This window comes from Chryseobacterium proteolyticum (assembly GCF_046591535.1).
Classification (GTDB): Bacteria; Bacteroidota; Bacteroidia; order Flavobacteriales; family Weeksellaceae; genus Chryseobacterium; species Chryseobacterium proteolyticum.
The window spans coordinates 472,890-486,824 of the sequence record NZ_JBJLWK010000002.1 but is presented as its reverse complement, the minus strand read 5'-3'; the positions used below and the strand labels follow the sequence as shown (position 1 = coordinate 486,824).

Annotated in this window: 13 protein-coding genes and 1 pseudogene; 4 read left to right on the top strand and 10 right to left on the bottom strand. The window is 36.1% G+C overall.

Translation table 11 applies throughout. The features are described 5' to 3' along the window. Nucleotides 1–10: 10 nt before the first annotated feature. Both ACJ5H0_RS08135 and ACJ5H0_RS08130 read right to left on the bottom strand, forming a co-directional pair. Nucleotides 11–1,141 (bottom strand): porin, encoded by a 1,131-nt coding sequence (locus ACJ5H0_RS08135; RefSeq protein ID WP_411248763.1) that lies wholly within the window; start codon nt 1,139–1,141, stop codon nt 11–13. 63 nt (nt 1,142–1,204) lie between these two features. Beyond that, nucleotides 1,205–2,253, bottom strand: a pseudogene (locus ACJ5H0_RS08130) (linear amide C-N hydrolase). Between the two features lie 336 nt (nt 2,254–2,589). On the opposite strand from ACJ5H0_RS08130, the gene ACJ5H0_RS08125 reads away from it, so the two are divergent. The 3 genes from ACJ5H0_RS08125 (at nt 2,590) to ACJ5H0_RS08115 (ending at nt 6,423) form a co-directional block, all read left to right on the top strand. Next, a complete protein-coding gene (locus ACJ5H0_RS08125; protein ID WP_273648824.1) occupies nt 2,590–4,779 on the top strand; it encodes an ATP-binding protein in 2,190 nt (729 codons plus the stop codon). 26 nt (nt 4,780–4,805) lie between these two features. After that, nucleotides 4,806–5,357: a biliverdin-producing heme oxygenase gene (locus tag ACJ5H0_RS08120; RefSeq protein WP_172279866.1), complete on the top strand. Its 552-nt coding sequence runs from the start codon at nt 4,806–4,808 to the stop codon at nt 5,355–5,357. 139 nt (nt 5,358–5,496) lie between these two features. Continuing rightward, nucleotides 5,497–6,423 carry a malate dehydrogenase gene (locus ACJ5H0_RS08115; RefSeq protein WP_172279865.1) on the top strand — a complete coding sequence of 309 codons (927 nt, stop codon included), beginning with the start codon at nt 5,497–5,499 and terminating at the stop codon, nt 6,421–6,423. A gap of 61 nt (nt 6,424–6,484) precedes the next feature. Here ACJ5H0_RS08115 and ACJ5H0_RS08110 read toward each other — a convergent pair whose 3' ends face one another. The 4 genes from ACJ5H0_RS08110 to ACJ5H0_RS08095 form a co-directional block, all read right to left on the bottom strand. Next, the gene (locus ACJ5H0_RS08110) at nt 6,485–7,213 is read right to left on the bottom strand and encodes a hypothetical protein (protein WP_172279864.1); all 729 of its coding nucleotides are present in this window, start codon (nt 7,211–7,213) and stop codon (nt 6,485–6,487) included. A gap of 124 nt (nt 7,214–7,337) precedes the next feature. Next, a complete protein-coding gene (locus tag ACJ5H0_RS08105; RefSeq protein ID WP_411249499.1) occupies nt 7,338–7,715 on the bottom strand; it encodes a VOC family protein in 378 nt (125 codons plus the stop codon). Between the two features lie 132 nt (nt 7,716–7,847). Continuing rightward, entirely contained in the window at nt 7,848–8,756 is a 909-nt protein-coding gene (locus ACJ5H0_RS08100) for an alpha/beta fold hydrolase (protein WP_411248756.1), read from the bottom strand. A 116-nt stretch (nt 8,757–8,872) separates the two neighbouring features. After that, on the bottom strand, nt 8,873–9,421 hold the full coding sequence (locus tag ACJ5H0_RS08095) for a hypothetical protein (protein WP_411248754.1): 549 nt from the start codon (nt 9,419–9,421) through the stop codon (nt 8,873–8,875). Between the two features lie 522 nt (nt 9,422–9,943). On the opposite strand from ACJ5H0_RS08095, the gene ACJ5H0_RS08090 reads away from it, so the two are divergent. Continuing rightward, a complete protein-coding gene (locus ACJ5H0_RS08090) occupies nt 9,944–10,957 on the top strand; it encodes a DUF2268 domain-containing putative Zn-dependent protease (protein WP_411248751.1) in 1,014 nt (337 codons plus the stop codon). Between the two features lie 63 nt (nt 10,958–11,020). On the opposite strand, the gene ACJ5H0_RS08085 is transcribed toward ACJ5H0_RS08090, so the two are convergent. The 4 genes from ACJ5H0_RS08085 to ACJ5H0_RS08070 all read right to left on the bottom strand — a co-directional run bounded on the left by ACJ5H0_RS08085 (nt 11,021) and on the right by ACJ5H0_RS08070 (nt 13,869). Continuing rightward, nucleotides 11,021–11,257, bottom strand: a complete 237-nt coding sequence (locus ACJ5H0_RS08085) for a hypothetical protein (RefSeq protein WP_172279854.1) — start codon at nt 11,255–11,257, stop codon at nt 11,021–11,023. Nucleotides 11,258–11,420: 163 nt separating this feature from the next. Then, nucleotides 11,421–12,476, bottom strand: a complete 1,056-nt coding sequence (locus tag ACJ5H0_RS08080; RefSeq protein WP_411248747.1) for an aldo/keto reductase — start codon at nt 12,474–12,476, stop codon at nt 11,421–11,423. A gap of 7 nt (nt 12,477–12,483) precedes the next feature. Further along, nucleotides 12,484–13,221 (bottom strand): SDR family oxidoreductase, encoded by a 738-nt coding sequence (locus ACJ5H0_RS08075; protein ID WP_411248744.1) that lies wholly within the window; start codon nt 13,219–13,221, stop codon nt 12,484–12,486. A gap of 63 nt (nt 13,222–13,284) precedes the next feature. After that, entirely contained in the window at nt 13,285–13,869 is a 585-nt protein-coding gene (locus tag ACJ5H0_RS08070) for a TetR/AcrR family transcriptional regulator (protein WP_411248742.1), read from the bottom strand. Nucleotides 13,870–13,935: the final 66 nt, after the last annotated feature.

Below are 13,935 nucleotides of genomic sequence, written 5' to 3'. Positions count from 1 at the left end.
GTGTTAATGATTAAAATCTACTTTGCACCTGAACGATGAATAGATTATTATTGTATTGTGAGGTATTTTCAATCTGTTTTTTATATCTGTCGAACTGTACACCCAATTGAATTCTTGCGCCATAGTTTTTAAGAAACTCTAAACCAAACATCGGAGTGATCGTTTGCCGGGGATTGGAGTTCATCCTGAAATTGGTGTCCAGGTATTCATACCGGCAGGATAATTCGAAGGCGCTGAGGTTTCTATGGTTGATTTCATATCTTAAGTTTGGTAAAAAATAAATGCCACGAATCAGATAATTGTCCGGATTGTCGGGCCTTTGTTCGGGTGTTATTGAATTATACAAAACATGATTTGTTGCCTGTTTCGCCTCCAACTGCATATCGAGGCTCCATTTAGGATCAAAAGTAACCAATGAGCTGAGGTCAACTCCAAGGGCGTAAACCTTTTTACCAAAGACTTCACCTATGCCTCCATTTAAACCAACGTTAAAATTGTATTTTTTTAAAAGCCCGAATACCAGGCGGGTTGAATATTGTTTTCCGTTGTCGTTATCATTAACCTGATTCTTTCCATTACCATTAACTACAGAAACCGCATATTGGAAAGGTATTTCTCCCAGCTCAAGCTGCCCGGTAGCAGACATCCCTATCTGGAAACTTGTCCATCCCAATTTTCCGAATTCGGTATACTGATTGGACCAGTCCAAAGACTTGATGATGTCTATAGGGTAGGTTTCTTCAATCCCGAACCACGGACGGAATTGCCCGACAGTGATGGCAAGTTTAGGATTGAAAGTGTATTTCAAATAAGCATTTTCAAGAACCCTGCTTTTAGGATCATTTTTGAAATCTGCCAGATTAGCCAATACGACCACTTCAGTGCGTTTGCTGATCTGTGCTCTTACCTGTACCCTCATGTATTTGAGCATGAAATTATTATCAGTTCCGGATCCGTCTTCATGATGAAGTCCGTTTACATCGACATCTTTGGTCATACCAACAAGATATCTCGCCTGAAAAAGTCCTTTAATCTGTAGCTGAGGATATTTTACATTATCTTCTTCCGGTTGGGTCTGTGCAGAGTCTTTCACCTGCCCGCTTACTGATATCGAGAAGACAATCAGGCAAAGTAATTGCATTCTTTTTTTTTAGTGAAAAAAAGGTCATAGTGCTTTATATTGAGTTTAAAGATTGAAAAGGATCTACAGTCCCAGGAATTTAAAAGGCTTGCTTTCTACAAAGTCTTTATTGGTTTTTCCGTTGTAGGTTTTAAAATTATCAAGGTTTAATTTTAATATTTTTCCTTTGGGGCTGAAATCAAATTCTTTAAGATCTACCCAAAAGGTATTGGGAGTGAATACGGTTTCGAAGTAGTAAACCAGATTTTTATGGTCGGAGACAGAACGCCATCTTGTTGAAGAGATATTAGGTTCTGTTTCTGAACTTATACCGTATGGTACCGAACAATTTCTGATCACACTGAAAACACTTGCTACCGCACAGAGCGGGTATCAGAAGTTTTAGGAATCGCATCGATATAATAAGAAGCTCTTACAAAACGGTCTGCTGCACGATTGGTTCCGGGAAGCATAATAGTACCCGGGATTCCTTTCCAGTAATTATTTAAAGCGAGTTGCTGATCAAAAACAGGGGAGTTTGTCATTACAGTGTAAGACGGATCATGATGGATAACCAGTTTTCCGTCGATGTATTCTAAAACAGCATTATCCCCGGAAGCATCTGATAAAGATAAATGAAGGGTGGTAAATCGTTCAGTTCCCGGGATATAATCACTTACAACAACGAACGGTTCTTTTTTCATATAATCGACAGCCTCTTTTACATTTTCAAAATTATCGAGGAAATATTGGGGCCACATCGAAATGGAAATGCCTTTCTCGCGTCCCTTGGGATTAAATTTCGGATATTGGCTTTCCCCCAGCCATAGTACATTGGCAACAAGTCCTTTTTCGTTCATTCCGTCAGCGGTTGCAATATCCCATGCTGTGCTGATAAGGCTGCCATATTTAGAGGTCCATTTAACGGATTTTGCACCAACTTCGCCGTCACGTTGTATTCCTCGCGGGAGTACCCATAAATTTACTGCAATTTCATCACGCCAGTCCATAGACCGGGCAGTGATAACTGTGTTATCAGGACCTTTATAAACGACTCTTGTACAAGCTTCGGAATAATTAATGAGTCCAGGTAGAAAAAAGGAAATAAGAGGGATTATAAATAATTTTTTCATACTGATGTATTTGAGTGTTAGGTAAATAAATAATATATTTCTTTTAAAAATATTTGATTATTTATTTATGTTTTCATGTTTTGGTGATATAAAACTAGTGAATTTTACTTAATTATTAGAATTATTTTAATTTAATATTAGTTTGATGTTAATAATCATTTTCCTTTAATTTTATGAAAAAAATTGTGATTTTCTTAACAAAATTTATTATATTAATAACAATGGATTGTATTCTAATGTGCTGTTATTTAAATAGTTGAATTTATAAAAGGTTTAGATACCACAAAGTAATATTTCATCAAAAAAATCGTTATATTTGATTGATTTTAGAATACTATGAATTTTGTAGAATGTCACGAAGAACCCATCCATATTCCGGGGTATGTACAAAGTTTTGGATACCTGATTGGCATTGATGCAGAATCTCACTTCATTACTTTTTTCAGTGAAAATATAAGGGATATATTTGCTATCGAAGATGTAAACATCCTTTTCGATAAAAAGATCAGTGATTTTCCGGAAAGCTTCCAAAGTATTATAGAATCAGAGATTTATAATTCACTGAATACGTTTACAAGACGAGAAAATGAGACGTATTTCGATAAAATATTCATCCACGGAACGGAATATCATTTTTCTGTTTTCCGAAATAGCGGCCGCATCTTTTTAGAATTTGAGAAGGTTATTGAAAATCCCAATAAGCGGATATCCAATAAGTACGATAACTTTTATATTATAGACAATGCTCAGGAAATCTGGGATCAGCTTTTAAACACGCTTTCTAAAATTGTGAATTATGACAGAATGATGGTGTATAAGTTTATGACCGATGGTTCGGGAAAGGTGATTGCTGAAAAAAGAAGTAATGGTACACATAGTTATCTCGGATTGCATTATCCTGAAACGGATATCCCAAGACAGGCCAGGGAACTGTATCTTAAAAAAAGAAAGAGGATTTTCAGTAATGTATATTCTGAAACTGTTCCTATTTTAAGCAAAATACAACAAAATATAGATCTTACATTCGCTGCGTCACGTGGAATGTCGCCTATTCATGGGCAGTATATCAAAAACTCCGGAGCTTCTTCAAGTTTTAGTGTTTCCATCATTATCGATGATAAGCTATGGGGATTGGTAACCTGTCAGAATACCGAACCTAAACATATAGATCTGGAAGACCGCGTTCAGGCAGGGATTTTTACAGCATTGGCATCTAATGCCTATTCGTCTTTTAAAACCAAAAGAGAACTGAAGTATCGCCTGGATTTGAATGAAAAATCTGCATTTCTGAAAACAGAGTTTCTGAAACAAAATTCTTTATTCGACTCTCTGGTTCAGAACAGGAAAGAAATTATGAATATTGCGGAAGCAGATGGTCTGGCAATTATTTCGGATGACAATATTGTAAAAACAGGAATTACTCCAGCCCACGCAGTTATTCAGAAAATAGTAAACTGGGCTTACGAAAACACAGATGAAAGTATTTACATTAACCGCAGTTTCCTGAAAGAGTACGGTAATGATCTGGAACTCGACAAAGATAGTGCAGGGATTATCATATACTTCATAGACCGGGTTAAGAATGAAATGTTGATCTGGTTCCGCCGGGAATTTGACGAACATATAGATTGGGCCGGAAATCCTGAAAAGAAGGTTGATGTTTTCGTTCAAAACGGGGAGGAAAAGCAGATCGTTTCTCCAAGAAAATCTTTTGAAGTATTTAAGGAAAACATTAAAGGTAATTCCAAACGATGGAGTTCCAGAAACATAAGCGGAGTACAGGTGGTCCGTGATGTAATTTTAGAAACATCCCACAAGCAATATAACACCATAAAACAGCTGAATGACCAGCTTAAAAAGGTAAATGAGGAGCTGGACAGTTTTTCTTATACCATCTCTCATGACCTGGGAACACCACTTACCGTAATGAAGCTTAATGCCCAGATGCTTCTGTCTAATTTTGACAAGTCCGAAAAGGAAAAAAACAAGCTAAAGTCTATTATCGAAGAAATTGATAATATGGCAGAGATGATGCATGATGTCCTTCAACTGAGTCGTGCAAAGCACAGTGAAATTGAACTGGAAAGCCTGCAGCCTCATCAGACAATCGAAAAAATTTCTGAAAATGCCAGAATCACTTTCGATAGCCCGAAAACAGAGATTATCATCAAGGAAGCTCCCGAGGTCCTGGCAGATAAAACCATGTTGCACCAGGTATTTTTAAATATCATTAATAATGCCGTAAAATACTCCTCTCATCAGGAGCAACCGACAGTAAAAATCGAAGGGCAGGAAGTGGGAGAAACGGTTGTTTATAAAATTTCAGACAATGGAATCGGAATTCCTGAAGAGGAAAAGCATAAAATGTTTAAGATTTTCAACAGAATGGATAATGCCAAGAAGTTTAAGGGGAATGGCATCGGGCTGTCTATTGTTCATAGGATTATGAAGAGAATAGGAGGGAATGTGGATTATAAAAGTGATAAAGAGGGTACTTCTTTCATTTTAACGTTTAAAAAGCCCTAAATTTGAGGAACTTTTAAATCCATATTATGGTATCTGAATATCTTAAACAAAATACAGCTGAATATCACGATGCTGCTGAGAAACTTTTTAACTCTGAAAAGATTTTTAATAAGACCTTTACTTTAGAAGATTATAAAAAAATCATTCATACGAATTACCTGATGCTTTTGCATTCTGAAGATAAAATTTTCAACAGCCTTCATGACAAGTTTGGTGATAAACTTCAATTGGAACAGAGAGTAAAACTTCCCCTTATCGAAAAAGATCTGGAAAGTCTTGCTTTGGAAAACCAAAAGACATCCCAGAGGCTTGAGGTAAATAATGAGCATGAGGCATTAGGAATGATGTATGTAATTGAAGGTTCTACATTGGGAGGAAATGTTATTGCGAAACAACTTTCTAAAACGGAGGGTTTTGATGAGGTAACTTTCAATTTCTTCGGTTGTTATCAGGAGAACACAGGACCCATGTGGAAAAACTTTAAAGAGGTTCTGGATACTGAAGTTTCTGAAGAGAACTACAACGAGGTATTATCGGGAGCCAAAAAATTATACACTTTTTTACTGAACGTAAATTAATTTCCGGTCTGAAATCCAAATATATCCTTTGCAGATAATTAACTTCCTGAAAGATTGCTCAATTTTTCAGGAATTGTTAAATTTGGGAGTCAAATTTTTAGACTGAACTAAAAATAAATAATTTTAAAAAGTATACATTATGAAAGTAACTGTAGTAGGTGCAGGCGCTGTAGGAGCAAGCTGTGCAGAATACATCGCTATGAAAAACTTCTGTTCAGAGGTAGTTTTAGTAGACATTAAAGAAGGTTTTGCTGAAGGTAAAGCAATGGATTTGATGCAGACAGCGTCGCTTAACGGTTTTGATACCAAAATTACGGGAACAACAGGAGACTACAGCAAAACTGCAGGATCTCATGTAGCAGTAATCACTTCAGGGATTCCAAGAAAACCTGGAATGACAAGAGAAGAATTGATCGGAATTAATGCAGGAATCGTAAAAGACGTTACTGCTAACCTGGTAAAGCATTCTCCTGATGTAATCATCATTGTAGTTTCTAACCCTATGGATACAATGGCATATTTAGTACACAAAACTTCCGGTCTTCCAAAACATAAGATCATTGGAATGGGGGGTGCATTGGATTCTGCCAGATTTAAATACAGATTGGCTGAAGCATTGGAAAGCCCTATTTCTGATGTAGACGGAATGGTAATCGCTGCTCACAGTGATACAGGAATGCTTCCATTATTGAGCAAAGCGACAAGAAACGGAGTTCCTGTAACTGAATTCCTTGATGCTGATCAACAAAAATATGTAATTGAAGAAACGAAAGTTGGTGGAGCTACATTAACTAAATTATTAGGAACTTCAGCTTGGTATGCTCCAGGTGCGGCTGTTTCTGTAATGGTTCAGGCAATTGCATGTGACCAGAAAAAAATGATCCCTTGTTCTTTGATGCTTGAAGGGGAATACAACCAAACTGATATCTGCTTAGGTGTTCCTGCTATTATCGGTAAAAATGGTGTTGAAAAGATCGTAAACGTAACACTTACTGTAGAAGAGCAATTGAAGTTTGCTGAGGCTGCTAAAGCGGTAAGAGAAGTGAACGGAGATCTGAAGTTTTAATTACATTAAACTTTATATATAAAAAACGCGCCCAAAAGGCGCGTTTTTTTATGTAGTCTTTTTAATCAATTCTTTCGATCAACATCTTTCTTCCACCCGCATCAATTTCCTGTTTCAAAACCTGGTTGGATTTTGTGTCAATATAAAAAGTCATTTTTACAGCATTGTCAGAAATATCATCTGTCACACTCACCATCCAGACCTCTTTATTGAGAAAAGTTCCTTTTTGTGTATCTGTAATATGGGCCTTCATTAACCTCTTGCTTGATTTCGGATTGTAGTCAAAAATGGCAATATCAGTCTTATAATGATCTTTAAGCGGTAACCACCGGATGATCTGAGGATAGATGTTACTATCGAAAAATCCTCCCTCTCCCTTTTCGTTAATTTCGGTTTTGGTATTGCTTGCTTTGTCTGTATAATATCCGGTTACTGTTTTCCCAAAATGTAAAGCCATGTCCCTTTGTGTGTTGAAAGAAGTATGTTTTATTGGTTTTAATTGAGGAAGCTCTGCAATGGTTTCATCAACCCAATCTGGCTTACCAGCCATTTTTACGGTAGTTTTTACATCCACTGTGGTATTGCTACGGGTAATTTCTGTGTTTATCTTAGCAATTTCAATTTTAGCCCCATCCTTTAAGGCATACCAGATCATTGCTTCTTTTTCATTTTTGATTAAGTTATTGATCACTTCATTCTTTTCAGGAGTCTGAACTTTATCTTGTGCACAAAATAGGGAATTGCCTAATATCATCATGAGAACTGTGCAGGAAAGAAACCTTGTTTTCATAGTATAGTTATTTGTTGGTTATAATCAGTAAGTCACTGAAAATGAACAAATGTTACATTGCTATGAGTATTATGGGATAGGGAGAAATAAAAAACGCACAATTTGTGCGTTTTTAGGTAATCTCTTATTTTTCAGCGTGAAGGCCAATTCGGTTGCCTTCCGTATCTCTAATTACAGCAATATAGCCTGCATTCATTTTCATCGCCGGACTTACGATCCTGCCACCAGCTGATTCTACTTTGTCCAAGACCACCTGGATTTCCGGATAAGCATTGATGTAGACTAATGTTCCTTTGTCCGAAGGCTGATTGTTTTCTGATTTTGATAAAACTCCTGTAATTCTACCCGAGGTAGCCTGCACAACATCAGGGTTATAAGGGAAGAAGGTAAGTTCTTCCTGAGTTTCCGGAATAGAGCGTGTGATCATTTTAATATCTAAAATTGTTTCATAAAATGTTTTCGCCCTTTCCGTATTGATGACCGGAATTTCAAACCATGTAATAACATTGGTGTTTTCGTCAATTTTTTTTTAATGCTTTCATAGCTTAATATTTATGGTGTATGATTAAGGCAGCTAATACAATACCAATAGCAGCTATGTTTGAATTATTTTTATTGACAATTTGCAGATTTATTATTTTTTCCTTCCTACAAAATTCCAGACCGCTTTAATGAATTCAGGATTTTTTTCATAATACAGCAGGTGTCCGCCATCAATGGAAACAATTTCTTTATCAGGGAACTTAAAGGATTGATAGTGTTTTGTACCTACAGCCTTATCCTTTTTCCCAGTAATGATCAATGTTGGAACTTTGATGTCTTTTGTAATCGGGGCATAATCTGCATAGTATTCGGGAAATTCTTTAGGCTTTGTAATCACTGCCATCCCAAAGTCAATGATTCTTGGATGTAATGAATCAACCTTATCCATTTCTTTGATCGTTTCAATATCATCCGTAAGGAATCTGAATCCCATTCTTTTGGATCTTAAAGCCTTGCTTAATTTGGAAAGTTCAGAAGAAAGACTGTCTTTTGCAATCTTTTGGTTTTTCAAATGGAGAAGCTCATTGGCATATTCAATCTGTTCTTTGACAGATTCATTATTTAAGAAATGTAAAGTCACATTGGCTAAAATAATGCCTTTTACGTTTTGAGGATATTTTTTAGCATAGCTTACGGCAATAATTCCTCCAAAAGAATGAGCCATTAAGAAAACCTTGTTTAATTTTAGATGCTGTCTTAATTCTTCAATATCCTGTACCATTTTATTCAAATAATAATCATTCGACTTCCCGGATGTTCCAGATCCTCTCTGATCCATATAGACCATAGTAAGATTTTTCTCAAGCTGATTTCCGCCCATCAATTCAAAGGAAGGATATCCTTGCCCGGGACCACCTGGAATATAAATACAGGCTTCTCCTTTTCCTGAAACTTTGTAATGGATCTGTACATGATCACTTGTCTGAAAAAAATCCTCAGATTTGGATTGAGCTGATATAGTATTAATGAATAATAGCAGAGTAAAGAAAATAAATTTCATGTATTCAATTTTATACGAATATAACATTTTATACCAGGTATTTATTACACCTCTTTTATCTTAAGAGATAGAAGATAGGTCTCTGTACTTTTAAAATAATCCAAAATCTTATAGGATTATATTTCTACGGTTTTCGGTACCTTAAATAACAAAACAACAGCCCATATTTGCAGGATAGTTTGAACAACATTTATAATTCCAAGAACAGGATCTGCTAAAAAATTCATTATTACAATTGGGATTGCAAGAATTCCTAAAATTAAAAGAACCAAAAGGACATATTTTATCCATTCTGTACCTTTTCCTGCTAAATATCCAATTCCAAAAATGATTGTAATTGTTACTACAGCTGTAAATATTGCAGAACCTGAACTAAGAGATTCATAGGTCCAGATCATATTACCGACACCTAACGCAGCTGAAAGATAAATTAAGTTAGCTGCTTTCATATGGTTAGAGTGGGGAATGACCTCTGCTTTTTCTTTTTCTGTTGTCATCAAAGAATTCTTTCGTTCAATTTCTTCAGAACTGAATTCTTTCCCTCTGGATTCCAATATATCAAAAGCATACAGAATAGCTTGAGGCACAACCTTAGTATCTGGTTTTATATATTTTTCAAGCTCCTGGCTTGACATTTTTTCTAAGACATTTTTATTGACACTCATTTTAAATCAGATCGTAGTTTTTAAGAACGCAAATTTAATAAAACCTCTCTCTTAAAATAAACAAATCTGAATAATAAATAGATTTCAGCTAAAAGACTGAAGCTACTTTTCTGTAGCCGAAAAAGTGGGTGTGTTTATAAAAATAAAAGAAGCAAATTTTCTTTATGTAAAATTGAAAGTAGTGAAAAATTATATTCTATATTTCTGAACTTATAATTAAAATATTATTAAAAAATATTGTAAATACTTATTTCACTTGTAATAAAATTTATTTTTGAACTGTCTATTATGATAGACACCTTAATTCAATATGAAGCAAAGATTATTTTTTCTCTTATTCATCGTATATGCATTTTCGCACGGACAAAAAATAGAACTCGGGAAATCATATCCAAATGGGGTGATTGGAATTACTTCAAAAAAATGACCAAAAATGAAAGTTCAGATAAGTGAAATAAAAGCATCAAAATTACCGCGCTAAAGTAAAAAAAATAGATACCAAGATAAACCTAAAACCACGAGATGAAAAGAACTACATTATTGATATTCAGTGTTATTACAGTGTATTTTTGTTCTACCAACCAAAAGCTTAGCCCGGAGAATTCTTTCGAAAAAGATGTTGAGAAAGTGGCAGACAGTATTAAAGTGAACGATATTGTCATTAAAAACCTTTTCAAATATCAGATACTGGCGCATCAAAATAATTCTTTTGATGAAAAAATGATTGTTCAAAAGGTGTATCATCCTCATAAAAAGCTTTGGGATAGTTGCTATGCTATGATTTTTGGTGAAAAAAATGCTTCTTTATACAATACTCCGGAAGGAATGGTTGAATGGAATAAAACTCTTTATCCCAAACATAAAGCTGAGTTTGACCGTAAAACCAAAGAATTGCTAAAGGTGAATATCAACCGTGTGCTGACTACTAATTTGAAGAAATTTGGCAGAATGGTTCCATACCAGCCTAAAGCAACTATTAGTATACTTTTCAGCCCATTAACAGGAATTGGTTTTGGAGGTTGTAATGCCGGGCAATTTGCTCTTGAACTTAATAATAAAAATATTGATCCTGAATTTGTACTCGAGAAAGGGTTACCTCATGAACTCAATCATTTGGTATATGAAAAGTTCAGAAATCAGGATAAGGATAAAAATTCAGCATTAAGCCAGACTATTGATGAGGGTTTTGCCTGTTATTTTACCTGGGTATTTTTCGAAGGGAAAATGGAGAAGCATAATGCAGTAGAAAATATGTCCCAGGAAAACTGGACATGGTATCTGAATCATGAAAAGGAAATCTTCACCAATGTAAAACCTTATTTTGAGGATACCTCCGGAGATAATCCATTGTTAAGAAATGATCGGAAAAAACTTTTCCCCCAAGCTCCCACAACTTTAAATTACTGGCTTGGCTTCAGGATTGTAGAAAAATATGTAGAAAAACATGGACCTGAATCGTGGAAGGATATATACAAACTGACCCCTAAAGAGGTGCTTGGCAAAAGTGGCTACGAAAATTATATAGCTACATTGTAAACATTTCTTTTGTTGAAATGATTTCAATAAAAAAGAGTGGGTAACCACTCTTTTTTCATATCATTAGTAGACGCATCCACATCCTGTTTCCCATTCCTGGCAGAAACGTTTGGGTTCATGACATCCACCTATTGGGCCCCCACCTGTTTTGGGAGTTTTATAACATACATCACCACTACAGTAAGTATCATAACCAGGACCCGCCGGAGGACAAACGCCATCGAGGCAAAATGCATATGCTGTATCACCGCCGCTGATCAATACCAGATCTCTTCTTGATAATTTCTTTGAATTTTTCATAGTAATAGTATTTTAATTTATTGATTACTAATATACTAAAATTATCAAGGCACTTATTTGTGAGTTATTAATTTGTGTTGGAAAACTGATTTTTTTATAAAAAAATGCTGCTCCTAAATTGGGAACAGCATGATTAATATATTTACGATGCAATAAAAAATCTTTATGCAACAGGATGATTTTGTATCACATGACCGGAGCTGGTTCCAAATAATACGGGCTGACTGTTGGCGATTACCTCATGGGGCGAACCCAAGTTAACGGCACTTATTTTATTCAGTAGCTGAATTTCATCATCACCAAGTGTTACAGACAGAGATTCTAAATTATCACTAAGCTGATTTGTATTTTTGGCTCCCAAAATAGTGATTGTTGATAATAAGCTGTATTGATGCTTTTGACGAAGCCATGCCAGGGCAATCTGGCTAGCCTTTACTCCTTTTTCAGAGGCAATTTTTTCAAGAGCATCTAAAATAGCCGTTTCACGAGGTCCTGCTTCATCCTTTACCAGATAACCATTCCATTCTTTTTTACGGGAATTTTCTAAAGACTCGGGATGACGGTATTTTCCTGTCAGCAAGCCTCCTGCAAGCGGAGACCAGAAAGCAACTCCAAGCCCTAATGCTTCGGCCATAGGCAGAAGATCCCGGTCTGGTGTGCGTTCAATTAAATTATATTCAATCTGTATTCCTGCGATAGGTGACCATCCCCGTAAATCGGCCATGAGAGAGGCATTGGCAATTCGCCATGCAGGGAAGTTAGAGAAACCTGCATATACTATTTTTCCGTCTCTCACCAGATCATCGAAACCGCGAACGATTTCTTCGATGGGAGTTTGCCCATCTGAAAGATGTGCCCAGTAAATATCAATATAATCTGTTCTAAGCCGCTTGAGGCTTGCCTCTACAGAGTGAATGAGATTCTTGCGACTGTTTCCGGAAGTGAGTAAATCCTTTCCACCCATGGTATATTTTGTAGATAAAACCAGATTCTGACGTTTGCCCGCAATCATTGTACCAAGTAGTTCTTCAGATTCGCCGGATTGATAGCTATCCGCAGTATCTATGAAATTTCCTCCTGCTTCAATGTAAGTGCCAAATACTTTTTGTGCTTCCTCAGGTAAAGAACCATAACCACGGCGTGTGCCGAATGTTCCGGTTCCCAAAGCTAATTCGGAAACCCGAAGTCCGGTTTTACTTCCAAAAATTTTATATTTCATTATCTGATTATTTATTGAATACCTCGAAAGCGCCTTCTGAGCCTGCAAAGAAATTGCTGTAAACCATTTCGGTATTTCCGACGCGAACTTCAAAGGTATCTTGCTCAAGGGCTTTTACAAGATTTTCAGCAACAACAGATGCCGGAATGCCGTTTTCACGGCCACCGATCTCTACAGAGAAATCTGTGTCAACCAAAGGAGGCATAAGCTCAAAAACCTTAATGCCCGTATCTTTTGCCAGTTCATATCTCAATAATCTTGTATAGGAATGTAAAGCTGCCTTGGAATCCGAATAGGTGGGCACATGAGATCCCGGAATAAATGCAACAATTGAGGATACGTTAACTATTGCCGCGTTGTTTTGCTGTTTCAGTAAAGGGAGTAATTTTTCAGTAAGTCGGATAGGAGCAAAGTAATTGGTTGTAAATTCTGCAATCGCTTTAGTATAGGTGTCAGAAGAGTCCGATAAAGTATAAGCATATGCATGGCCGGCATTATTAATCAGGATGTTCAATGTCCCAAAATTGATTTTAATCTCTTCTATCAGACGATTGATGTCATTTTCATCAGTGATGTCTGCCTGAATAGTGAATACATTTTCCAATCCCTGGGCAGCATTGTCCAGTTTTTCTTTGTTTCTACCCACAATAATAATTTTATTGGACGGATTTAACAATTTTGCGATTTCTAAGCCGATTCCTGATCCTCCTCCTGTGATAAGGATGGTGTTGTTTGTAATGTTCATAACTGTTGATTTAAAATATTTATTTAATATTGTACTATTCAGTACAAAATTGTCCAAAAAAATTTAGTCAAGCACTTTCAAATTCATTTCAATGATTGAGCGAAGTGTTTTAAATGAATTCTCCATACGTCTTGTAACATGAAGTCCATTCCATAAATTGGTGAGATGCCACGCAAGAATTTCGGGATCTTCTGCATTTTTTATTTGTCCGGTGTCCTGAGCTTTTTTGATCGATTTTTTAAAGGTCTGCTGAAGTTTTTTCAAAAGCCTTCCTGAGATGTGCTTGGCTTCAATATCTTTTTCGGATAGCTGTACTAAAGCATTTCCCAGATAGCAACCTGTCTCTCTATCGCAATCAGGTTTTTGTGAAAGCTGTAAAAAAAATGTTTTAATCAATTCAATTTCATTATCAGAACTTGAAAGCTGCTGCTCAAATCTACTAAGAAAACCTTCGGAAAACTGTTCAATGGAACGTACATAAAGCTCCTGTTTTCCTCCTTTAAAGGCATGATAAAAACTTCCTTTTCCTATCCCCATCGCATTAAGCAATTCGTCTGCAGAAGACGCATCGTATCCCTTTGCTCTGAAAACTTCAGTAGCCTTTTCAATTGCCTGATGCTCGTCGAATATTTTAGGTCTTCCTGCCATGATGAATGATTTAACAGAGCAAAGGTATGTAATTGTACCGTTCGGTACAAAATGGAATTTGTAATA